The sequence below is a fragment of the Pseudomonas sp. LBUM1656 genome, assembly GCF_059716065.1.
Genome location: NZ_CP166800.1, coordinates 3,042,012 through 3,066,074, shown reverse-complemented (window position 1 = coordinate 3,066,074; position 24,063 = coordinate 3,042,012). Strand labels below are relative to the sequence as shown.

Annotated in this window: 17 protein-coding genes; 13 read left to right on the top strand and 4 right to left on the bottom strand. The window is 56.8% G+C overall.

Annotation, left to right across the window (positions count from 1 at the left end):
* Positions 1–60 precede the first annotated feature (60 nt).
* Genes ACA072_RS14030 through ACA072_RS14015 form a run of 4 tightly spaced genes read right to left on the bottom strand, consistent with a single transcriptional unit; the run spans position 61 to position 6,150 of the window.
* Positions 61–1,242, bottom strand: a complete 1,182-nt coding sequence (locus ACA072_RS14030) for a hybrid sensor histidine kinase/response regulator (protein WP_497624813.1) — start codon at positions 1,240–1,242, stop codon at positions 61–63.
* Positions 1,236–1,829: a chemotaxis protein CheB gene (locus ACA072_RS14025; RefSeq protein ID WP_497624812.1), complete on the bottom strand. Its 594-nt coding sequence runs from the start codon at positions 1,827–1,829 to the stop codon at positions 1,236–1,238. Before ACA072_RS14025 ends, ACA072_RS14030 begins: the two co-directional genes overlap by 7 nt.
* Entirely contained in the window at positions 1,826–2,659 is an 834-nt protein-coding gene (locus ACA072_RS14020; protein WP_497624811.1) for a CheR family methyltransferase, read from the bottom strand. Before ACA072_RS14020 ends, ACA072_RS14025 begins: the two co-directional genes overlap by 4 nt.
* The gene (locus tag ACA072_RS14015) at positions 2,659–6,150 is read right to left on the bottom strand and encodes a response regulator (RefSeq protein WP_497624810.1); all 3,492 of its coding nucleotides are present in this window, start codon (positions 6,148–6,150) and stop codon (positions 2,659–2,661) included. Before ACA072_RS14015 ends, ACA072_RS14020 begins: the two co-directional genes overlap by 1 nt.
* Positions 6,151–6,408: 258 nt before the next feature.
* Between ACA072_RS14015 and ACA072_RS14010 the strand changes: the two genes are divergently transcribed.
* The 13 genes from ACA072_RS14010 (at position 6,409) to ACA072_RS13950 (ending at position 24,044) form a co-directional block, all read left to right on the top strand.
* A complete protein-coding gene (locus ACA072_RS14010) occupies positions 6,409–6,768 on the top strand; it encodes a response regulator (protein ID WP_497624809.1) in 360 nt (119 codons plus the stop codon).
* A 182-nt stretch (positions 6,769–6,950) separates the two neighbouring features.
* On the top strand, positions 6,951–10,718 hold the full coding sequence (locus ACA072_RS14005) for a hypothetical protein (protein WP_497624808.1): 3,768 nt from the start codon (positions 6,951–6,953) through the stop codon (positions 10,716–10,718).
* 108 nt (positions 10,719–10,826) lie between these two features.
* Positions 10,827–12,122: a glycosyltransferase gene (locus tag ACA072_RS14000; RefSeq protein ID WP_497624807.1), complete on the top strand. Its 1,296-nt coding sequence runs from the start codon at positions 10,827–10,829 to the stop codon at positions 12,120–12,122.
* A 149-nt stretch (positions 12,123–12,271) separates the two neighbouring features.
* On the top strand, positions 12,272–13,138 hold the full coding sequence (locus ACA072_RS13995) for a phosphatidylinositol-specific phospholipase C domain-containing protein (RefSeq protein ID WP_497624806.1): 867 nt from the start codon (positions 12,272–12,274) through the stop codon (positions 13,136–13,138).
* 189 nt (positions 13,139–13,327) lie between these two features.
* Complete coding sequence (locus ACA072_RS13990; RefSeq protein WP_497624805.1) at positions 13,328–14,215, top strand: phosphatidylinositol-specific phospholipase C domain-containing protein; 888 nt, start codon at positions 13,328–13,330, stop codon at positions 14,213–14,215.
* An 81-nt stretch (positions 14,216–14,296) separates the two neighbouring features.
* The gene (locus ACA072_RS13985; RefSeq protein ID WP_497624804.1) at positions 14,297–15,202 is read left to right on the top strand and encodes an AraC family transcriptional regulator; all 906 of its coding nucleotides are present in this window, start codon (positions 14,297–14,299) and stop codon (positions 15,200–15,202) included.
* Positions 15,203–15,531: 329 nt separating this feature from the next.
* On the top strand, positions 15,532–16,842 hold the full coding sequence (locus ACA072_RS13980; RefSeq protein ID WP_497624803.1) for an ABC transporter substrate-binding protein: 1,311 nt from the start codon (positions 15,532–15,534) through the stop codon (positions 16,840–16,842).
* A 226-nt stretch (positions 16,843–17,068) separates the two neighbouring features.
* Positions 17,069–17,995, top strand: coding sequence for a carbohydrate ABC transporter permease (locus ACA072_RS13975; protein ID WP_461982061.1), 927 nt, complete (start codon positions 17,069–17,071; stop codon positions 17,993–17,995).
* Positions 17,996–18,005: 10 nt separating this feature from the next.
* Entirely contained in the window at positions 18,006–18,836 is an 831-nt protein-coding gene (locus tag ACA072_RS13970) for a carbohydrate ABC transporter permease (RefSeq protein WP_007936731.1), read from the top strand.
* 33 nt (positions 18,837–18,869) lie between these two features.
* Positions 18,870–19,973, top strand: coding sequence for an ABC transporter ATP-binding protein (locus ACA072_RS13965; RefSeq protein ID WP_497624802.1), 1,104 nt, complete (start codon positions 18,870–18,872; stop codon positions 19,971–19,973).
* Positions 19,974–19,988: 15 nt separating this feature from the next.
* A complete protein-coding gene (locus tag ACA072_RS13960) occupies positions 19,989–21,461 on the top strand; it encodes a mannitol dehydrogenase family protein (protein ID WP_497624801.1) in 1,473 nt (490 codons plus the stop codon).
* Positions 21,462–21,589: 128 nt separating this feature from the next.
* Positions 21,590–23,086, top strand: coding sequence for a xylulokinase (xylB, locus tag ACA072_RS13955; RefSeq protein WP_497624800.1), 1,497 nt, complete (start codon positions 21,590–21,592; stop codon positions 23,084–23,086).
* A gap of 13 nt (positions 23,087–23,099) precedes the next feature.
* Positions 23,100–24,044, top strand: a complete 945-nt coding sequence (locus ACA072_RS13950) for a carbohydrate kinase family protein (RefSeq protein ID WP_497624799.1) — start codon at positions 23,100–23,102, stop codon at positions 24,042–24,044.
* The last annotated feature ends 19 nt before the right edge of the window (positions 24,045–24,063 follow it).

The window sequence follows — 24,063 nt, the reverse complement described above, 5'->3', positions numbered from 1 at the left end:
TCAATAGCTGCTGATACGACCATAGGGTCGATCAGAGGTTGCGTTTATCCGGCTGTTTTCCTACAGCGGCAGACAAACGCGAAATAAGGCGCCCTCGTTGATCTTGCTCTCGACGGCGATGGAGCCGCCATGGGCGGCGACGATCTGTTCGGAAATAAACAGCCCCAGTCCCAGCCCCGCGACCACGGTCTTGGCTGACACCCGTTCGAACTGCTGAAAAATACGCCTCTGGTTTTCTTCACTGATACCGATCCCGCGATCCTGCACTTCGACCCGTGCCTGACCCTCGTGGCAGTAGACCCTGACATCGATCCGGCTCTTGCCACCATAACGCAAGGCGTTGGTCAGCAGATTTGAAATCACTTGCTCGATACGAAATTCGTCCCAGTTGCCGACCACTGGCTGTTCTGCGGTAAACGTCACGGAACACTCGGCGGCGTCGACCTGCGGCGCGAAGTTTTGCAACAGGTTGCTGACCAATTGCACGAGGTCAAATCGGGTCGTGCGGATCGACAACTTGCCGGTGCGGATGCGTGAAACATCCAACATGTCTTCAATGAGACGGATCAGGCTTTTGATCTGCCGCTCGTCACGGTCGACCATGGCGTGCATCTTGTCGAGGGTGAACGCTGACGCGTTGTCACGGGCCAGGTGCATCTTGCGCAACTGGGTTTCGAGGATCAGGCCATTGAGCGGTGTACGGACTTCGTGGGCGACGATCGACATGAAGTCATCACGCATGCGCACCGCTTGTTCCAGCTCGTTCTGGGTGGTCTGCAATTGCTTGAGCAGTGCTTCCTGTTCGCGGCGAGCCTGTTCCAGTTCTTCGACCTGTTGCTTCATCGCCTTGCTCTGGCGATACAAGTCGACGAAGACATTGACCTTGCTTTTGACCGCGTGAATATCCAGCGGCTTGTGCAGGAAGTCCACGGCACCGCTTTCGTAGCCCTTGAACGCGTAGTTCAACTCGCGGCCGGCGGCACTGACGAAAACGATCGGGATGTTCTTGGTTTTTTCCGTGCCGCGCATTAACTCGGCCAGTTCAAAGCCGTTCATGCCCGGCATCTGAACGTCGAGAATGGCCATGGCGAATTCGTGCTGCAGCAGCAGCGACAAGGCTTCGTCGGCGGATAATGCCTTGTAGACCACGCGGTCTTCACGCTTGATCAGCGCCTCAAGCGCCAGCAGGTTCTCCGGCAGATCGTCGACAATCAGCAGTTTGGCTTGGATGTTACTTAGCATGCTATTCGTTCCAGCTCGACAAGCAGACGGCCGATGCCGCGTATAGGGAGAATGTGGTCTGGGTGATGTAAAGCCAATGCTGACCGAGGCATGGTGGCGACCTGGGCTTCGTCCGGGTCCTGAACGATGGTCAGGCCCCCGCGACGTTTTACCTGAGCCAGACCGCTGGCGCCGTCGCGATTCGCGCCAGTCAGCAGCACGGCCGCCAGGTGCTCGCCGTAGGCATCGGCAGCCGACTCGAACAGGAAGTCGATGGCAGGCCGCGAATAATGCACGCGGTCCTCCAGGCTCAGGGAAAGGGTGCGGTCATGCTCCACCGACAGGTGATACCCGGGCGTCGCGAAATACAGCGTTCCCGCTTCGACCTGCGTCTTGTCACGGGCTTCCTGAACACGCATGGCCACGCGCCGATCGAACACTTCGGCCAAGTGGCTACGACGCTCGTCGGGCAGGTGCAGCACCACAATGATCGGCAGCGAGAAGCCTTCGCGCAGAGGACTGAGAATACCCAGCAACGCCTCCACGCCACCGGCCGAAGCACCGATCACGATAGCCTCCACAGTAGGCAAATCCGCTGCGTTGTTCATGATTTACGGTAGATCCGTTCTTGTTTGACCAAAGGCACAAACTGGTTGCCGAAGGCCGAAAAATCCGGGGTTTCCTTGCTGCCCAGCACCAGGAATCCACGGTGGCAAAGGGATTCATGGAACAAACCGAACGCACGGTCCTGAAGCTTTTTATTGAAGTAGATCAAAACATTACGACACGAAATTAATTGGGTTTCTGAGAACACGCTATCCGTCGCCAGACTGTGATCGGCGAAGGTCACGTTCTCACACAAGGTCTTGTCAAAAATCGCGTAGCCATACGCCGCCGTGTAGTAGTCGGCGAACGAACGCTGGCCACCTGCCTGCTGGTAATTATGAGTGTAGGCGCGGACGTTCTCCATGGAGAAAATCCCCTGTTTGGCCTTCTCCAGCGAGCGCGGATTGATGTCGGTGGCGTAGATGATGGTGCGATCGAGCAAGCCTTCTTCGCGCAGCAGGATCGCCATCGAATAGACCTCTTCACCCGTGCTGCAACCGGCAATCCAGATCTTGATCGACGGATAGGTCTTGAGCAGCGGCACGACTTCCGTGCGGATCGCCAGGAAATGCGAAGGGTCGCGAAACATTTCGCTGACCGGGATCGTCAGCAGTTGCAGTAATTGCATGAACGCAGTCGGATCGTGCAGCACCTTTTCTTGCAGGGCCGAAATGGTATTGCACTCAAATTGCACCAACGCATGATTGACCCGGCGCTTGATCGAAGCGCCAGAGTAATCGCGAAAATCGTAGCTGTACTTGAGGTAAATCGCCTCGATCAACAACCGCAATTCGATTTCGCTGCTTCGCTCCACTGAATCAATGCGTTCCACTAAATGCGTTCCATCTTTGGTAACCACACGCGAATCAGCGAGAACAGGCGATCCAGGTCGATGGGCTTGGCCAGGTAATCGTTGGAGCCGGCTTGCAGGCAGCGCTCCTGATCGTCCTTCATGGCTTTGGCCGTCACCGCAATGATCGGCAGCTTGCGCCAGCGCGGGTCCTTGCGGATCTCGATGGTGGCTTCGAAACCATCCATCTCCGGCATCATCACGTCCATCAACACCAGATCGATGTCCTCGACTTCATTCAGTTTTTCAATCGCTTCACGACCGTTCCGGCCAATGACCACGACTGCACCCTTTTGCTCCAGTGCGCTGGTCAGGGCGAAGATGTTGCGCACATCGTCGTCCACCAGCAGCACCTTGCGGCCCTCGAAGACTTTGTCGCGGCTGCGCGCGGTCTTGAGCATCCGTTGGCGATCATGGGACAACCTGGATTCGACTTTGTGCAGAAAGAGTGTGACCTCATCCAGCAACCGCTCGGGTGAACGTGCGCCCTTGATGATGATTGAGCGCGAATACTTGCGCAGTTCGGCCTCTTCGTCCCGGGTCAGGTTGCGTCCGGTATAGACGATGACCGGCGGGAACGAGCAGATATCTTCGGTCGACATACGCTTGAGCAGCTCGTTGCCGAGCATGTCCGGCAGCTTCAGGTCGATGACCATGCAATCGAAAATGGTCGTACGCAGCAGATCGAGCGCTTCCTGGGCCAGGCCGACGGCGGTGATCTCGATGTCGTCGTCGCCAATCAGACGGGCAATGCTGTCGCGCTGCAAATCGTCGTCCTCGACCAACAGCACCCGCTTGACCTTCTGGGTCAGCTTGGCTTCGAGACGGGCAAACACGTCCTTGAGCTCTTCGCGTGTTGTCGGCTTGACCGCATAGCCGATGGCGCCCATGTGCATGGCAGCCTCGACCCGATCTTCCACCGAAATCACGTGCACCGGGATATGGCGGGTTTCGGCATGTTCTTTCAAACGCTGCAACACGGTCAGCCCGGAATGATCCGGCAGGCGCATGTCCAGCAGAATGGCGTCGGGAATGAACTCCTTGGCCAGGTCGTAACCTTCATCGGCACCGTGGGCAACCAGGCAGTGATAACCCAGTTCGTGGGCCAGATCGTAGAGGATGCGGGCAAAATTCGGCTCGTCTTCCACCACCAGGATGCAACGGGTGGTGAACGGCGCCTTGCTGCGGTCATCGTCGAAACGCGGGATGTCGACTTCGGCAATCAGGGGCGCCAACGCAGGCGTTGCGGCTCTCGGGGCCATAGCGACCGGTGTGGCCTGCATCGGTGCGACCGGCACTTCGTTCGGTTCGACGTATTGCTGCGGCAGCACCAACGTGAAGACACTGCCCTGCCCCGGTTCGCTGGTGACGCTGATCGAACCGCCCAGCAACGCGGCCAGGTCCCGGGAAATCGACAAGCCCAGGCCCGTGCCGCCATACCGGCGATTGGTGGTGCCGTCGGCCTGGCGGAAGGCTTCGAAAATGCTTTCCTGCTGGTGGGCGGCGATGCCGATCCCGGAGTCACGGACGATAAAGGCGATGCCGTCGTTTGGCTGGGACGCCACAGTCAGGCTGACCGTGCCTTTTTCGGTAAATTTAACCGCGTTCGACAGCAGGTTCTTGATCACTTGCTCCAGACGCTGGCGGTCGGTGAACAGCATCATCGGCGAACCGGGCTGCAAGTCGACCTCGAACGTCAACTGCTTGTCAGCGGCCATCGGTTCGAACATCCCACGCAGCCCGTCTACCAGACGCGCAACACTAGTATTTTCAGGACGCATTTCCAGCTTGCCGGCCTCGACCTTGGAAATATCGAGAATGTCATTGATCAGATTGAGCAAGTCGTTGCCGGCGGAATAGATCGACTCGGCGAACTTCACCTGCTCGGCGCTGAGGTTTTCCTGCGGGTTTTCCGCCAGCAACTTGGCCAGGATCAAAGAACTGTTCAACGGCGTGCGCAACTCGTGGGACATGTTGGCAAGGAACTCGGACTTGTACTTGCTCGAGCGCTGCAACTCTTCGGCGCGCTCTTCAAGCTGGACCTGGGCCTGGTTGAGCTCGGTGTTCTTCAGGTCCATCGCATCGCGCTGGTCGGCCAGGATCTGCGCCTGATCGGCGAGTTGTTCGTTGGTCTGCTCCAGCTCGACTTGCTGGGTTTCCAGGTGAGCCTGGGACTCCTTGAGAATCCGCGACTGCTCTTCGAGCTCTTCGTTGGCAGTCTTCAGTTCTTCCTGCTGAACTTGCAGCTCTTCGTTGAGTTGCTGGGTTTCGGCAAGTACTTCCTGCAAACGTTGACGATAGCGAGCGGCCTCGATCGACGTACCGATGTTGCCGGCAATCAGCTCAAGCAGCTCGATATCGCGGTCGTCCAAGGGGCGCAGGAAGCCCAGTTCGATCACACCGTTGACCCGGTCATCGTCGCTGGTTGGCACCACGAGTACGCTGTGCGGCAGGCCTTCGCCCAGACCGGAACTGACTTTGAAGTAGTCGCTTGGCACGTTATCGAGACGAATCAGGCGGGCCTGCTGCGCCACCTGGCCGACAATCCCTTCATCACTGTAAATCTGCTGGTCGCGCTCTTCCTGCTCACGAGAAAAACCGTAAGACGCCACTCGCGTGAGGCCACCATGTTCTTCGCGTACATAAATAGCGGCGACGGCTGAGCCCAGATATTGGGCGCAGAACTGCAAGATGTTGCGCCCCAACAGATTGAGGGACAGTTGCCCCAACACCTGCTCGGCCAGTTCGGTCTGGCCATTGCGAAGCCACGCTTGCTGTTCCAGACGCGAGGCGCTGGCCTGTTGCGCCGCGAGGTTGGCGCTGTAATTTTGCGAAAGGTTGAGCAAATCACGACGGCCGATATAGGCCAGCAAGCCGCTGATACCGAGGATGAATAACAGGTAAAGAGTGATGCTCCAGATCGTGGTGCGACGCACTTCTTCGTTGCGCGTGGTACGCAACTGTTGCTCCATGTCGATCACGTCTTCGAATTGCTTGCGGATCTCGTCGGTCAGCCGCTTGCCGCGCCCGGCCCTGACGGCACTGCGATAATCGCCGCTGGTGCGCTGCAAATCGATCATCGATTGCGCATAGTTGGCCCATTCCTGCTGCAAGGCCTGGAGCCGGTGCAGACGGTCGGTTTGAACCGGGTTATCGGCGGTGAGTTCGAGCAAGGTATTAAGTGCGACCGCGATTCTCGGCTTGGCGGTTTCATACGGGTCGAGGAAATGCTCATCGCCGCTGAGCAGAAAGCCACGCATCCCGGTTTCCAGATCAACGGTCAGCTTCACCGCTTCATTGGCGTTATTGATCACCCGGTCGGTGTGTTCGACCCACTGGATCACCGACAGCAGGTAGGTGATCAGCGAAACAAAGAACACTGCGCTGAGCACACCGACACCCAACGGCAGGCTGATGTTGCGGCTCAGGAGTTTACGGAATCGTTGCTCATCAACCGAAGACGCAGGGGTCATGGGAAGGCCTTGTCGAACTGTTCAAAACCAGGGAGTTTGCCCCAAAACTGGCACATTGATCCAATTTTCTGAGGCGTATTCAAGCAAATCCCTGCATTTAGCTGTTCTCGGTCAAAGGAGCGGTTATCCTGCCGCGTCTTGTACAGCTATTCTTTTTTGCACAACGCTGGGAACTTGTCGGGTTCTGCCACTTACTCATGCTAGAGCGCGGCGATTTCGATCGACCGGCGACCCTGAATTTTACTTGAGAGCCCTCTTATGTCCTCCGCCCCGTCCATCATCCTGGTAGTAGAAGACGATGCCATTGTGCGCATGCTGATCGTCGACGTCTTGGAGGAGCTGGAATTCAAGGTCCTTGAGGCCGATGGCAGCGAACAGGCGCTGGTGTTTCTCAACGATGAAGACCAGCACATCGATTTGATGATGACCGATGTGGGTCTGCCGGTGATGGACGGCCGAGAACTGGCGACGCAGGCCCGGATGTTGCGCCCTGAGTTGCCGATTCTGTTTGCCAGTGGTTATGCCGAGAGCATTGATGTGCCGGAAGGCATGTCAGTCATCGGCAAGCCGTTTTCCATTGATCAGTTGCGGGACAAGGTAAAGAGCATTATTAAATAGATATATCGACAATAAAACCCCTTCAAATGGCAATGAAGGGATCACCTTCCATAGGCAATTAATAAATGACATAACTCAAAATTAACACCACCAGCAAAACGCACTTACACAGCAACTCTTGATTAACGCCAGATAACAAAAGAGGATCTCTCAAACACCAATCCAAAACAACGGATCTAATCATGACCCTCAAATATGCAAACTCTCCAGATCAACGTTTCTTATCCCGATCTGTTCCCGACACCACCATTCAATATCGCCATGTTCAAAGCGACCTCAATGAGCGGATGGAAGTTGTAGGCAAACTAAATCAGCGAGCAGAAGAACTTAGCCCTTCGCAAGCCATCAACTTGAAAGGTGCCGTCATTTCCCTGGAGGCCGGGTCGACGCTTGATGACGCTCTGCAACCCGGTAGGGACTTGCTGCAGAAAATGTCCGAACAAAACTCATTCAAAAAATTAATGGCAACCTTCAACATTCCCGAGCACTCACTGTTCGAGGTAACTTCCGAAGGCGAAGTAAACGCAAGATACTCTGGCAAAACAGTTGGCTTTGCGAACGCATTCAAACTTGCACCGGATCTGACAGATGATCTTCATGCATTGGTTGAAATGGCGCAATTGACCGGTGGCGTCATCTCTCTCGCTGACCATGTCGAATTGGCGCAATGGCTGAAATTCCATGATTACATCATTCCCCAAACTGCCGCCGAAGTTTCCAGGCTGACAGCATTCATGGAACTGAAGCCACCAGTGAGTCCACCGCTTGGTAACTATTGGGAAATGATCAAAGTCGGGGGAGAGCATTCAGTCACTCTTTCAGCCGTTCAGCGCAGTGAATTCCGCACACTCATCACCAGTTACATCAAAGATCAGTCGTTACTTGAGCATCTGGTCAATAGCATTTTGGGAGGACGGTCTATCCCCTTCAAACGCTCGGAGGCTGAAAGCGTTCTTGAAAAACTTGTTTCCAGTCCCATCGCTTTTGACTGGGCCAACGCTTACGTGCGGGATCTGGGCTGGTATGGGGCGCAAGAAAACCAACCCCAATCAGATGAGTCGCTCAAGCAAATAATGCTGACTTCGCTCTTGCTCGATCTACACCCGGGCGTCGGCGAACAAGAGCCTCGCAATCATGTGGCAGGTTTCAACTTGTATGCTGTCGAGCACATGGAAAAATCCTTCGCCGACATTCAATCGGAATTCGAAAGGCACCTGATCGAGAACCACCGGATTACCGAAAGCAATGCGGCACTGGCCGCTCACCTGTTGCTGGCAGAAGCCGCACCGGAATTTCTGGTAAGAGATCTGCCTTCCACCCTGTCATTGGGCACGCCGCAATGGGTCGAATTTTGCCGGATCGTCTCGGTGCAGGAAATCATTGCGCCGGGATCGACGCGCTCGATGACTTATGCAGAGCTACGCCAACTGTTGAAGTTTGACTCGGTCTCCGAGTCGCGAAAGACGCTTGACGCTCTGGCTGCCGTGGACCCGGTGATTGATTGGGGGCTGCTCAACAAAATCATCACGCCGGATGACGTAGAGAAGTCGGTCACGGACTCGCTTGAAGTGGCATTAGGCGCGTACGCCCGACATGCCAAGACGCTTGCCGAAACCGCTGAAACATTGTCTCGCCCCCTGCCAACTCGCAAAAACGTCTCACTGGACATCCTCACGCAGGTCGCCAAAGGATGTACCTATCTTGAAAACGACGTCCTTCACCAACAGAAAAATCGGCCGCTGGAGGACGCTTACGCCGACCCGTTTCCCGTATCGCCTGTCGAACTGCACATGTCCAATGATCTGGGGACCGGTGACTGGGATCTGAAGAATGGCGAAAGCATTTACAAAGCGTTTCCCCAAATGCTTCCCAACCTGATTTCTCCTGACGGTGAGTTTCACCGTCAATTCAATCGCGACTATGTGGTGCATGTACAAGCAATGAACATGCATTTGAAGCAGGCTTTTTCATCAATGCCACTGCCTGATCGGACACGCCTGCTAAAAGGCAAGGTGACGATGTTCACCGTCAGACCATCAGTCGCGAAACTCCAATCGATCACCAGCCTTCCCACAAACCCCATCGCTTCGACCATTGAAGCGGTCCTGAAGGTAACCGAGCGCAAACCCACTGAAAGTCATAAGGACATAGATGAGGCAAAGGGTCGCTACGGTGTAGTTATCTGTTCACACTTTGAAGGCCGAGTGACGTGTTACGAATTATTCACCTTGCACGGAACCTGTCGCGAGAACACCAGGCTGGCAGCGCTTATCCAAGAGGAAAACCTTTTAAACACTACCGTTCGCAGCAGTGAAAAAAAATACTCGCCTCCAGCGAAAGTGCTTCAGCTGCCCACGAACATCGAGTGTTATACCCATGGGGTAACGCCCGGCCTCGTCAACGTCAGTCCTGGTGTGATCGAAAAAGCCGGTGAATTGTCAGCGTCTCCACTGGCGCCGGGAATCAACGGTTACTACCAGAGTTTCTATTCCACAGAGTTCGACCCATTGGTGAACTTCGTACTCAAGCACAGACCCATTGCGACCTACGACGAATTGGTGAAAGAGTGCTGGGGACAGACCAGGCTGGAGGCATTGCGCGCAAAACGGGAAAAGGATCTGGATACGTTTCTCAACGTTGTCGTGCCCTTCAAATCCTGTATCGAAGACCTGAGCTCAGACGATCTGGATCGACAATACCAAGGGTTTGCGGCCTGTACTTTAGAAGTCGCGATGACCGTTTTGTTAGTCGTCGGAGCCGTCGCTCAGGTTGCCAGTCTTGCCGCCAAAAGCATGAGCATTGCGACCAAGGCCGGCAAGTTCGCTTCGACGGGACTCGGATTGGTGAGCAACCTGATCAATCCGCTAGACGGAGCATCCGACTTGTTTTTACAGGGCGCAAAACTGTTGCGCAAAACGTGGCGCAGCAGCGTGGCCGCGTTGGATAACGCGATTTTCGACGCCCGCAAATGGGCGGGCGTAACGCCACACAGCCAACTGGCCGCAACCGTCGACCCTGACACTATTCGCCTGGGAACCTGGCGTCCCGCGCAAACTTCCCAGGATGCCTTCCAGGTATGGGGGATACGCCGCAATGACGAATGGTACGCTCTGAACCGATCGGGCGAGCCTTGGGGAGCCAAACTGAAGGGATTTGATTTCAAACTCAAACTGCCCATCCCTCACTGGCATAAAGTCATGCCTAAAAGCTACGCTCGTACAGTGATCAAAGAAGGTTTACCACTCGCCAGCAGAAAAGTAGACGATGCCATCCACGTATTGAATGATCCTGCGCTGATTCAGGAATCGAATGCGGTTCTTGACCTTCTGCTTGCGGATAACTCTTCTGCAGCCCGAGGTACTTACCGAGATTACCTGATTGCAGTCAGAGAGGATCTTTCAAATATCAAACCCGCCAACTTCATAATCGACAGCGGTAAAGAAAGCGACGCAATAGCCGAGCTGCATTGGGGGCTATACAACGACTGGAAGACCGGCAACAAGGCGCAAAATGCCAATAACGAATTCATCCACGTCTACAGCAACAACTTCAACGAAGCCTATCGCAAGGATCATTTTAACCCGGGCACCACTGCCGATACTTTCGTTCATGAAATTTTCCACGGTACGCCGAAAACCAAGGATTTCGCCTACGCCGAACACAGCGGAATATATCAGCGTGGTTCTCAGCAATTGGATGTCAGTCCACTCCTGAATCTCGCCAACGGCAAGATATCCATGGGCCTGCCGAGCTTTCCAAACACCAACTACAACCGCGGTACGGCGTTTAAAAATGCCGACTCGTTTGCATTGACGACATCACTGCTAAGCCAATTGAAGACCAACAAGCAAGCGTATCAGCAGAATATAGCGGTCATGAAAGCGGCCCTAAAAAATGCCAACCATGAATACATCAGCGGGCAGACACTGGTAAAAATCAACACTCTCTGAGTTTCAAACGTACCGAGTGACTCAAACAGGGCGCATGCGACCACTACTGTACTGTGGTTTAATTGCGCCCTTTTTTACCCCCTCGCTTGCTGCAAAGGATCTCTGTTCATGACTCAGCCGCCCGCCACCAAAGTCCTGGTCATCGGTTACGTCTGGCCCGAGCCTCGCTCCTCGGCGGCCAGTGGGCACGTCATGCAAATCCTCGATACGTTCCTGCAGCAGGGCTGGGACATTACGTTCAGTAGCCCCGCCGGCACTGGCGAGCATCGGGCCGACCTGACGGCGTTGGGTATTCGCGAAGTGCCGATCGAGTTGAACAACAGCAGTTTCGACACGTTTATCAGGGAACTGGCGCCGGATATCGTGCTGTTCGATCAGTTCATGATGGAGGAGCAGTTCGGATGGCGTGTAGAGAAACACTGTCCTGACGCGTTGCGTGTGCTTGAAACCTCGGATTTGCAAAGCCTGCGACAGGCGCGGCATCAGCGCCTCAAGGATCGCTTGAAGGCCAGTGACGACAATAACGATTTCAACGAACTCTTTGCGCCAGCGTTGCGTGAAGAGTTCGAATTGATGGCCGATACCGATCTGGCTAAACGAGAGATCGCGGCGCTGTATCGGTGCGATTTGAACCTGATGATCTCTGAAGTGGAAATCGAGTTGTTGGTCGAGCAGTTCAACATGCCACGCAATTTGCTGCATTGGTGTCCGCTGATGGTCGAACCGCCGAGCGTGCCACCGCCTGCCTTTGAGGATCGGGCGCACTTCCTCAGCATCGGCAATTTTCGACATGCACCGAACTGGGATGCAGTGCTCTGGATGAAAACGACGATCTGGCCGTTAATCCGCCAACAGCTTCCCAGCGCCCAGCTGCACATCTATGGCGCATACACTCCCCCCAAGGCCACTGCCCTGCATAACCCGGCTCAGGGTTTTCATATCATGAACTGGGCGGAAGATGCCTTGCAAGTAATGTCGGCGGCGCGCGTTTGCTTGGCACCGCTGCGTTTCGGTGCGGGAATCAAAGGCAAGATAGTCGACGCCATGGTGTGTGGCACGCCCACCGTTACAACGCCTGTAGGTGCAGAAGCGATGTACGGTGAACATCGCTGGCCAGGCGACGTGGCCCGGACCGCACAGGAATTCGCCGATTGCGCCGTTCAGCTATACAAGGATGAAACGCTTTGGACAGTCGCCCAATCGCTGGGGCGGACGTTGCTGGCCGATAGGTATGGAAAGTCGAAACATGGTCCGGCACTGATCGACAAGTTGTTGTATTGCCAACAACATTTGGCACACATCAGAAGCTACAACTTCACCGGCAGCATGTTACGCCATCATCACAATAAAAGTACGCAATATATGGCGCAATGGATAGAAGCGAAGAACCGAAAACCACTGTAAACACGCGCATCAACTCTAAACATTCTGCATTAACACTATTATTGACCAACGTTAACACTCGCCCTATAACTACCCCACCAAACACAAGCCTCGCTAGTTGAGCGAGGCACTACCACACTCACTTATAAATTAATGCAGGGATGCTTTAAATGGACAACCTCGCTCAAAATAACTTCACACTAAATAACTGGATGGCTGACAGTCCGACGATTGACACATTGTCACTCATTGAATTGACACTGCCAGGCACCCATAACGCCGGGAGCGACTGGAACGCATCTTGGCCGACGATTCCAGGAGCCCATTGGCTGGCCTGTCAGCACCAATCGTTTTATTCCCAGCTGTGCAACGGCGCCCGAGCGCTGGATATCCGAATGATGTTCGACAAAGATGCACCAGGGCTTGGAAAATTCCGAATGCATCACAACGGTTATCGCAATGCTCGCTACTTGGGAAATCTGTTAGACGACGTGAACCAGTTTTTGCGTGAAAATCCCGATGAATTCATTATTCTCGACTTTCACGAACTGACCGGGGACAGGTTTGATTTCACTTACTTCAACAACATGATGATCCATCTTCTTGGCCACCGCATTATCCCCACTAAAAACCGGTCTCTGAGCCTGGGCCAACTCAAACGAATCAGTACTGAACATAGAGTTTTGCTCGCGGCCCCAGGGAATTGGGCACTTGAACGAAACGTGTTCCTTGAGCAAATAGAACACAAATGGTCTGGCAGCGGTATCACCAGCGCCACCGACTTGAAGAAGCACATTACTAATGTACTGACAAGCCCTCCGGGGACATGGGCGCCTTGGTCACTATCCGCCACCAGCTACAGCGCCCTCGGCGGTCCCGAAGATATTCATAAAGAGCTTGATTCGTGGTTTGATCCGAAAAAAAGCGATTGGGCGCAAAAGTGCAACATCATCAACGTCGACTTCATTGAAGAGACGCAAATTGTTTCGTATTGCCGAACCGTGAACTTGAATAAGGCCGCCAAGCGAGCCTATTAACCGCCGTGTCATTAAATGGCTATTTTTGTGCAAATATTTCCGTGACTGGACATACCGTCGCGTACTTCTATGCTGGGTCATGTAAGCCTTTCTACGTGGGCGAGCAATACGGGTGTAGCACTCAGGCACATCTGACACCTTTACTTCGTCGCCCCACGGAAGGGGCGAGACAACGACAAGGAACTTGTCATGACCCATAACACAGCAGGCACGTTAGACAAACAAAAGTGGATGAGTAACGTCCACGACATCGATCGTATAAAACTGACCGATGTCGTCTGGCCCGGCGCCCATAACGCCGGCATGGATAAACAGGCGCCTAATTATGAAGTCGTCATTGGCAATTGGACGACGTGTCAAAACGGTTCATTTGCCTGGCAACTGTCCAATGGCGCACGTGCCTTTGATATCCGCTTGGGCTACAGGGAGGGTGCTGACCAGTCGATCTTCTATTTTCATCACAATGGACACCAGTCCCATCGCGTCCTCGATGAACTGATCACGGCTGTTTTAGCGTTCCTTGATCGAAATCCGGATGAATTCGTTGTGCTGGATTTCCACCAGCTCGAAGACGGGTCCAAACCCTTTGATTATCAAAAACTCAATGATCTTCTGGTGAGTCGACTCGGACAGCGGGTCATACCGCCCGACAACGACACAAAAACCATCGGCGAGCTCAAGCGGATCAGCACTCGCCGCAGGGTGGTGTTGTCGGCGCTTGCACATCCGGAACTGGATGAGGATTACTTCTGGCCACGCATTACACACAAATGGAGCAGCAAGCGATTTACCGATACCGAGGACCTGAAGACCCATATTTCCAACACACTCGAAAAGCCGCCTTTCGGAACATTTCTATGGTCGTTATCGGCCACCAGCTACGCGTTTCTGGGAGGTCCTCAAGACATCAAAAACCAGATCAATGACTGGTTCAATCCCACCCGGGACTGGGTGACGCGCTGCAGCATCATCAATACCGACTTTTTTGATGAGTCAGAGATCGTACGTTACTGCTGGACGGCCACCAGCATGAAAGCCGTTTACGGTCATGCCTTGCATGCTCGGGAACCGGCGTAACGCTCGCAGCGTTGCAAGCTGGCATTACAGGTCAGTAAAGAGGCATGATCAGGGCGCAATGACAATAAGAAGCGCCCTGACATGACCCGAACCGCCAGAGTTACCGATCCTTCCTACGAACTGATGGACGACCACAACGGGTTGTCGATCATCTATCGCCAGCATGGATTCCCCTGCCCTTTGGTGCGCTGGCATTTCCACAAGGAATACGAACTGCACCTGATCGTCGCCAGCTCCGGCAAGGTGTTCATCGGCGACTACATCGGCAACTTTTACCCGGAATCCCTGTTCCTCACCGGCCCCAATCTGCCCCACAACTGGATCAGCCAGGTGGCCGAAGACGAGGTCGTGCCCAAACGCGACATGCTGGTCAACTTCACGGATGAGTTATTCGAAAGCGGTCATCAGGTATTCACGGAACTCAAGACCCTGGCGCCCCTGCTGGAGCGCGCGCAGTACGGCATCGAGTTTCGTTGCAAACGCACCATTCACCAGTCCATGACGTTGATGCAACGCATCGCCGACACGAAAGGCGTAACCCGGCTCGGGCATTTTTTCATTCTGCTGGAGCTGCTCGCGGCGTCTGACGATTTTCAGCTGCTGTCAGGGGCCACCACGCCGCAACTGGCGGACGAACACAACATCGATCGCACCAACCGGGCGGTGGATTACATTTTTGCGCATTACGCCCGGGACCTGTCCCTCGAGGAAGTCGCCGAGCACCTGGGCATGAAACCAACCTATTTCAGCCGGGTATTCAAACAGGCGACCGGCCGCTGCTTCATCGAATTCGTCAATCGCCTGCGCATCAGCAAATCCTGCGAGTTGTTGGCCGATGGCGACAAGCCGGTGACTGATGTGTGTTTCGAATCCGGCTTCAACAATATTTCCAATTTCAATCGGCGTTTTCAGCAGCTCAAAGGCATGACGCCTTCGCATTACCGGCGGCTGGCGGTGCAGCGGTTGACTGAGCAAAATCAGCACTGATGCCTGTCCCTTTAGCAGCTGCCGAAGGCTGCGTTCGACTGCGCAGCAGGCGCCAAACCCACGACCACAACCTTCCGAAATCACTCTGTGCTCCGCTCCAGCGAGGGCTACGCCCTCGAACGCAGCCTTCGGCAGCTGCTACAGGGCGCCAGGCGTTAAATTCTGCCTTTTCAGATTCCAGTGCAAAATAGTATCGATTCAAGTGCGATGGATGATTTGTCTCATCCTCGATTGAAGGCTGTAATCAGTGCACATTCTTCCTGCCGTCGGAAGACACAAAAACAATAACTGTCCTTCTGTCCCCACCGGGTGCAGAAAAGGAGTGCACGATGCAACCTTCTGTAAAAGCTCTGCTTGCCCTCACCTGCATGACCCTCAGCAGCGTCAGCCTCGGCGCCCAGACCCTGACCATCGCCACCGTCAACAACAGCGACATGATCCGCATGCAAAAGCTTTCGAAGACCTTCGAGGCCGAGCACCCGGACATCAAGCTCAATTGGGTGGTGCTGGAAGAAAACGTCCTGCGCCAACGCCTGACCACCGACATCGCGACCCAGGGCGGGCAGTTCGACGTGCTGACCATCGGCATGTACGAAGCTGCACTCTGGGGGGCCAAGGGCTGGCTGGAGCCGATGAAGGACTTGCCGGCCACCTACGCCCTCGACGATGTCTTCCCTTCGGTGCGTGAGGGCCTGTCGGTCAAAGGCTCGCTCTACGCCCTGCCGTTTTACGCGGAAAGCTCCATCACCTATTACCGCACCGACCTGTTCAAGGACGCCGGGCTGACCATGCCCGAGCATCCGACCTGGACCCAGATCGGTGAATTCGCCAGCAAACTCACCAATAAGGACAAAGAGCAGTACGGCATCTGCCTGCGTGGCAAGGCCGGCTGGGGCGAGAACATGGCGCTGATCACCACCGTCGCCAATGCCTATGGCGCACGCTGGTTCGATGAACAATGGAAGCCGGAATTCACTGGCCCCGAGTGGAAAAACGCCCTGAACTTCTACGTCGAAACGATGAAGAAGTCCGGCCCGCCGGGTGCCTCCAGCAACGGTTTCAATGAAAACCTGGCGCTGTTCAACAGCGGCAAGTGCGCGATCTGGGTCGACGCCAGCGTTGCCGGTTCCTTCGTCACCGACAAGACCCAAAGCAAGGTCAGCGAGCACGTCGGCTTCACCTTCGCGCCGCATGAAACCACCGATAAAGGTTCGGCCTGGTTGTACTCCTGGGCACTGGCGATCCCGACCAGTTCCAAGGCCAAGGACGCGGCGAAAACCTTCAGTGCCTGGGCCACCTCCAAGGAATACGGCGCGCTGGTTGCCGAAAAAGGCGGCATCGCCAACGTACCGCCCGGCACGCGCGCCTCGACCTACAGCGAGGCTTACATGAGCGCTGCGCCGTTTGCCAAGGTGACGCTGGAATCGCTGAAAGCGGCGGACCCGAGCAAACCGACGCTCAAACCGGTGCCTTACATCGGCATCCAGTTGGTGACCATTCCTGAATTCCAGGCAGTGGGCACTCAGGTCGGCAAGTTGTTCTCGGCAGCGCTGATCGGCCAGACCACGGTCGACCAGGCGTTGACGGCCGCCCAGCAAACCACCGAGCGCGAGATGAAGCGCGCCGGTTATCCCAAGTAGCTAACGGCGCGGTGGCTGCAACGGTCCTGGCTTGTCTTGATACCGAGTTGCCGCCATCGCGGGCAAGCCACGCTCTCACAGGTACGACGACATCATTGTGGGAGCGGGCTTGCTCGCGAAGAGGCCGGGACATCCGATGCCTCTTCAGCGACTGGAACACCGCTTTCGCGAGCAAGCCCGCTCCCACAGTGGATCTTCACAGGTCTGCATGAATCGGTTAAATGCCATGAATATTTCAACTGCCAAAGCTCACATGGACATCCCCCAGCCGGTGCGTAAAAGCCGGCTGGCCAATCCCGGCTGGTTTCTGGTCAGCCCCTCGGTAGCGCTGTTGCTGCTGTGGATGATTGTGCCGCTGGGCATGACCGTTTACTTCTCGATGATCCGCTACAACCTGCTGTACCCCGGCGAAAACCAATTTGTCGGGCTGGAGAACTTCACGTACTTCCTGACTGACTCCGGGTTCATGCCCGGCGCCACCAACACCCTGTTGCTGGTCGGCAGCGTGCTGCTGATCAGCGTGGTGCTGGGCGTGCTGATCAGCGCCTTGCTGGAGGCCAGTGAGTTTCTCGGTCGCGGCATCGTCCGGGTAATGCTGATCTCGCCGTTTTTCATCATGCCCACCGTCGGCGCGCTGATCTGGAAGAACCTGATTTTCCACCCGGTCTCGGGGATTCTCGCCTACGTCTGGAAACTGTTCGGCGCGCAACCGGTGGACTGGCTGGCGCATTACCCGCTGCTGTCGATCATCATCATCGTGTCCTGGCAATGGCTGCCCTTCGCGATCCTGATCCTGATGACCGCCATGCAGTCCCTCGACCAGGAACAGAAAGAAGCCGCGCGCCTCGATGGTGCCGGGCCGATCGCGATTTTCTGGCACCTGACCCTGCCGCACCTTGCCCGGCCAATTGCGGTGGTGGTGATGATCGAAACCATCTTCCTGCTGTCGGTGTTCGCCGAAATCTTCACCACCACCAACGGCGGTCCCGGCTATGCCTCGACCAACCTCGCGTACCTGATCTACAACCAGGCGCTGGTGCAGTTCGACGTCGGCATGGCGTCCGCCGGCGGCCTGATCGCGGTGGTGATCGCCAACATCGCGGCCATCGTGCTGGTGCGGATGATCGGCAAAAACCTGACAGACAAAGCCTGAGGCCTGCGCCATGACTCTTCAACAATCCCGTCGCCTGCAAAGCCTGCTGCTCGGCACCCTGGCCTGGGCCATCGCGATCCTGATCTTCTTCCCGATCTTCTGGATGGTGCTGACCAGTTTCAAAACCGAAATCGACGCCTTCGCCACGCCTCCGCAGTTCATCTTCACGCCGACGCTGGAGAACTACCTGCACATCAACGAGCGCAGCGACTACTTCAGCTTCGCCTGGAACTCGGTGGTGATTTCCTTCAGCGCCACGGCCCTGTGCCTGCTGATCGCGGTGCCGGCGGCCTACTCGATGGCGTTCTACGAGACCCAGCGCACCAAAGGCACGCTGCTGTGGATGCTCTCGACCAAAATGCTGCCGCCGGTGGGCGTGCTGATGCCGATCTACCTGCTGGCCAAGAGTTTCGGCCTGCTCGACACACGTATCGCACTGATCGTGATCTACACCCTGATCAACCTGCCGATCGTGGTCTGGATGATTTACACCTACTTCAAGGACATCCCCAAAGACATCCTCGAAGCCGCACGCCTCGACGGCGCCACGCTGTGGCAGGAAATGGTCCGGGTGCTGCTGCCGATCGCCAAGGGCGGACTGGCTTCCACCGTTTTGCTGTCGCTGATCCTGTGCTGGAACGAGGCGTTCTGGTCGCTGAACCTGACCTCATCGAAAGCCGCACCACTGACCGCGTTGATCGCCTCCTACTCAAGTCCCGAAGGCCTGTTCTGGGCCAAGTTGTCGGCGGTGTCGACGCTGGCCTGTGCGCCGATCCTGATCTTCGGCTGGATCAGCCAGAAACAACTGGTCCGCGGCCTGTCGTTTGGCGCCGTGAAATAGCCCTCAAAGAATAAGCACAAAAGGAGCGCCACCATGGCCAACCTGAAAATCAAGAATCTGCAAAAAGGCTTCGAAGGCTTTTCCATCATCAAAGGCATCGACCTGGAAGTGAACGACAAGGAATTCGTGGTCTTCGTCGGCCCGTCGGGCTGCGGCAAATCCACGTTGCTGCGCCTGATCGCCGGGCTGGAAGAAGTCAGCGGCGGCACCATCGAACTGGATGGTCGCGACATCACCGAAGTCAGCCCGGCCAAGCGTGACCTGGCGATGGTGTTCCAGACCTACGCCCTGTACCCGCACATGAGCGTGCGCAAAAACATGTCGTTTGCCCTCGACCTGGCCGGCGTGCCGAAAGCAGAAGTCGAGAAAAAAGTCGGCGAAGCAGCGCGCATCCTTGAACTGGGGCCGATGCTGGAGCGCAAACCGAAGCAGCTGTCCGGCGGCCAGCGTCAACGCGTAGCCATCGGCCGCGCCATCGTGCGCAACCCGAAAATCTTCCTGTTTGACGAACCGCTGTCCAACCTCGACGCCGCGCTACGGGTGCAGATGCGCCTGGAGTTGTTGCGCCTGCACAAAGACCTGCAGGCGACGATGATCTACGTGACCCACGACCAGGTCGAAGCCATGACCATGGCTGACAAAGTGGTCGTCCTCAACGGCGGCAAGATCGAGCAGGTCGGCTCGCCGCTGGATCTGTATCACCAGCCGGCCAACCTGTTTGTCGCCGGGTTCCTCGGCACGCCGAAAATGGGCTTTCTCAAGGGCAAAGTTACCCGCGTCGACAGCCAAAGCTGTGAAGTCCTGCTGGACGCCGGCACCCGCATCACCCTGCCGCTGACCGGCGCCAATCTGAACGTCGGCGGCGCGGTGACCCTGGGCATTCGTCCGGAACACCTGAACCTCGCGCAAACCGGCGACTGCACCTTGCAAGTCACCGCCGACGTCAGCGAGCGCCTGGGCAGCGACACCTTTTGCCACGTCGTGACCGCTTCCGGCGAAGCGCTGACCATGCGCGTTCGCGGCGATCTGGCCAGCCGCTACGGCGAAGCCTTGAGCTTGCACCTGGACGCCGAACACTGCCATTTATTCGATGCCGACGGCGTGGCGCTGACCCGCCTGCTACGCGCAGCGGCCTGATTTAGAGAGCCTGTGATGAAACTCAATAAACACAACCTGAACCGCCTCGCCCCCGAGGTGGTCCTGCCCGCCTACACCCTGAGCGATACGCGCCAGGGCATCGCCCACATCGGCGTCGGCGGTTTTCACCGTGCCCATCAGGCGTATTACACCGACGCGCTGATGAATACCGGCGAAGGTCTGGACTGGGCGATTTGCGGGGTTGGCCTGCGCGCTGAAGACCGCCGCGCCCGGGACGATCTGAAGGAGCAGGACTACCTGTTCACCCTGTTCGAGCTGGGCGACACAGACGACACCGAAGTCCGGGTCATCGGTGCGATTCGCGACATGCTGCTCGCCGAAGACGGCGCGCAGGCGTTGATCGACAAACTCGCCAGCCCAGAGATCCGCATCGTCTCGCTGACCATCACCGAGGGCGGTTACTGCATCGACGACAGCAACGGCGAGTTCAAGGCCCACTTGCCGCAAATCCAGCACGACCTGGCCAACCCGAACGTACCGAAAACCGTGTTCGGTTTTCTCTGCGCCGCACTGGCCAAACGCCGCGCCGCAGGCACCCCGGCCTTCACCTTGATGTCGTGCGATAACCTGCCGCACAACGGCGCGGTCACCCGCAAGGCCTTGCTAGCCTTCGCCGCGCTGCGCGATGCAGATCTGCGCGACTGGATTGAGTGCAACGTCAGCTTTCCCAATGCCATGGTCGACCGCATTACCCCGATGACCAGCACCGAACATCGGCTGCAACTGGCCGACCAACATGCGCTGGACGATGCCTGGCCGGTGGTCTGCGAACCGTTTGTACAGTGGGTGCTGGAAGACAAATTCGTCAACGGGCGCCCGGCGTGGGAAAAGGTCGGCGTGCAATTCACCGACGACGTCACGCCCTATGAAGAGATGAAGATCAAGCTGCTCAACGGCAGTCATCTGGCCCTGACGTACCTGGGGTTTTTAAAGGGTTATCGCTTCGTTCACGAGACCATGAATGACCCGCTGTTTGTGCGCTACATGCGTGCCTACATGGACCTGGATGTCACGCCGCAGCTGTCGCCGGTGCCGGGGATTGATCTGACGGATTACAAAAACACGCTGGTCGCGCGCTTCTCCAATCAGGCGATTGCCGATCAGCTGGAGCGGGTGTGTTCGGACGGATCGTCGAAGTTTCCCAAGTTCACTGTGCCGACGATCAATCGCCTGATTGCCGATGGTCAGGAGACCAAGCGCGCCGCGTTGGTGGTGGCGGCCTGGGCGTTGTATTTGAAGGGGGTGGATGAGAATGGGGATACCTACTCGATTCCCGATCCGCGAGCGACGTTCTGCCAGGCATTGGTGGCGGATGATGTGTTGATTACCCAGCGGTTGCTCGAAGTCGAGGAGATTTTCGGGACCGCGATTCCGCGCTCGCCGGAGTTTGTGGCGGCGTTTGAATGGTGCTGTAACAGCTTGCGGGAGGTGGGAGTGACGCGGACGCTGGAGCGGGTGTTGGCGTAAGTTGATCGTTCCCACGCTCTGCGTGGGAATGCAGCCCGGGACGCTCCGCGTCCCATTCAGAAGCGGACGCAGAGCGTCCATTGCAGCATTCCCACGCAGAGCGTGGGAATGATCTGTGCGGGGCACACATGACAAAACAACACTTATTCCTCGGCATCGACTGCGGCACCCAAGGCACCAAAGCCGTGATCCTCGACGCCCACAGCGGCCAGGTCCTCGGACAGGGCGCCGCCGCGCACAGCTTGTTCAGCGGCGCCAACGGTCGTCGCGAGCAAGACACCAGTCTGTGGCTCGAAGCGTTCACCCTGGCCACCCGCCGTGCATTGCTCGCCGCGAACGTCGACGGTCAGGACATCCTCGGCATCGGCGTCTCCGGCCAGCAACACGGCCTGGTGCTGCTCGACGATCAGGGCCAGGTGCTGCGTCCGGCCAAGCTGTGGTGCGACACCGAATCCACCCCGGAGAACGACCGCCTGCTGACCCACCTCGGTGGAGAAAAGGGCTCTCTGGAACGACTCGGCGTGGTCATCGCGCCGGGCTACACCGTTTCCAAGTTGCTGTGGACCAAAGAACAACACCCGGACATTTTCGCCCGAACCGCCCGCATCCTCCTGCCCCACGACTACCTGAACTACTGGCTCACGGGCCGCAGTTGCAGCGAATACGGCGACGCGTCAGGCACCGGGTATTTCAACGTGCGAACCCGCCAATGGGACTTGCAGTTGCTGCGCGACATCGACCCGACCGGCCGCCTGCAAGCCGCGTTGCCGGAGTTGATCGATGCCCATCAAGCGGTCGGCACGATCCTGCCAAGCATTGCCGAACACCTGGGCATCAACCCGCAGGCACTGGTCTCCAGCGGAGGCGGTGACAACATGATGGGCGCCATCGGCACCGGCAACATCAAGCCCGGCGCGATCACCATGAGCCTCGGGTCTTCGGGAACGGTGTACGCCTATTCCGACCAGCCGAAAGTCAGCCCGGATGCGTCGGTCGCGACGTTCTGTTCGTCCAGCGGTGGCTGGCTGCCGCTGATCTGCACCATGAACCTGACCAACGCCACGGGGGTCATCCGTGAGCTGTTCGACCTCGATATCGAGCAGTTCAACGACTTGGTCGCGCAAGCGCCCATCGGCGCCGAAGGCGTGTGCATGCTGCCGTTCCTCAATGGCGAGCGCGTCCCTGCCCTGCCCCACGCCACCGGCAGCCTGCTGGGCTTGACCATGACCAACCTGACCCAGGCCAACTTGTGCCGCGCCGTGGTGGAAGGCACGACCTTCGGTTTGCGTTATGGACTGGACCTGCTGCGCCAGAATGGCTTACAAAGCCGCAGCATTTGCCTGATCGGCGGCGGCTCGAAAAGCCCGGTGTGGCGGCAGATAGTCGCCGACATCATGAACACCCCGGTCATCTGTACCGAGCAAAGCGAAGCCGCCGCCCTCGGTGCGGCGATTCAGGCAGCGTGGTGCAAGTCCTGGGCAAACGGCCACGAGGACAGTCTGGCGGACCTTTGCGAGCGTTGCGTCAAGCTCGATCCAGCCAGTGAAACCTTGCCGATTGCCGAGAATGTGGCGGCCTGTCAGCAGGCCTATGAACGCTATCAACAGCATGTCGCAACCCTTTAAAGAGTGAACAATTATGTATCTGGTGTGTGGCGAAGCGCTGTTCGATTTCTTCAGTGAAGACGACGCCAGCGGCCTGGCTTCAAAAGTGAATTTCAAGGCGATTGCCGGCGGTTCGCCGTTCAACGTCGCGGTTGGACTGCGGCGATTGGGTGTCGAGTCGGCGCTGTTTGCCGGGTTGTCGACTGACTACCTTGGCCGGCGTTTGCAGCAAGTGCTTTCAGATGAAGGCGTGCGTCCTGACTATTTGGTCGAATTCGCCGCACCTACGACTTTGGCGATGGTTGCCGTCGGTGCCAATGGCTCGCCGCACTACAGCTTTCGCGGTGAAGGGTGCGCGGATCGCCAGCTCAAACCTGAGCATCTACCTGAGCTGGGGCCAGAAGTGCGCGGTTTGCACATCGGCTCGTATTCGCTGGTGGTGCAGCCGATTGCCGACACGCTGCTGGCGTTGGTGCAGAGGGAAAGCGGTAAACGTTTGATCAGCCTTGATCCGAATGTGCGACTCAATCCTGAGCCGAACATCGATCTGTGGCGTTCGCGTGTTGCGACGCTGGTTGAGTTGGCTGACTTGATTAAGGTCAGCGATGAAGATTTGAGCCTGTTGTACCCCGAGCAGGATCCGCAGCGGGTGATTGAAGGCTGGCTGCAGCATCGCTGTCAGTTGGTATTCCTGACCCGGGGTGGCGAAGGGGCGACGGTGTTCAGCCGCAGTCATGGTTCGTGGTCGGTGCCGGCCTGCGCGGTGAAAATCGCTGACACCGTCGGCGCAGGCGACACGTTTCAGGCGGCTTTGATTACCTGGTTGACGGAGCAGCAGCTCGATTCGGTTGAGGGTGTGCAATCGCTTGAGCGCGAGCAAATCGACGGAATGTTGAAGTTTGCAGTGCAGGCAGCGGCGCTGACCTGCAGCAAGACCGGGCCGGATTTGCCGTATCGGCAGCAGTTGGAAATGCGCTGAATCTGACAGATCGTTCCCA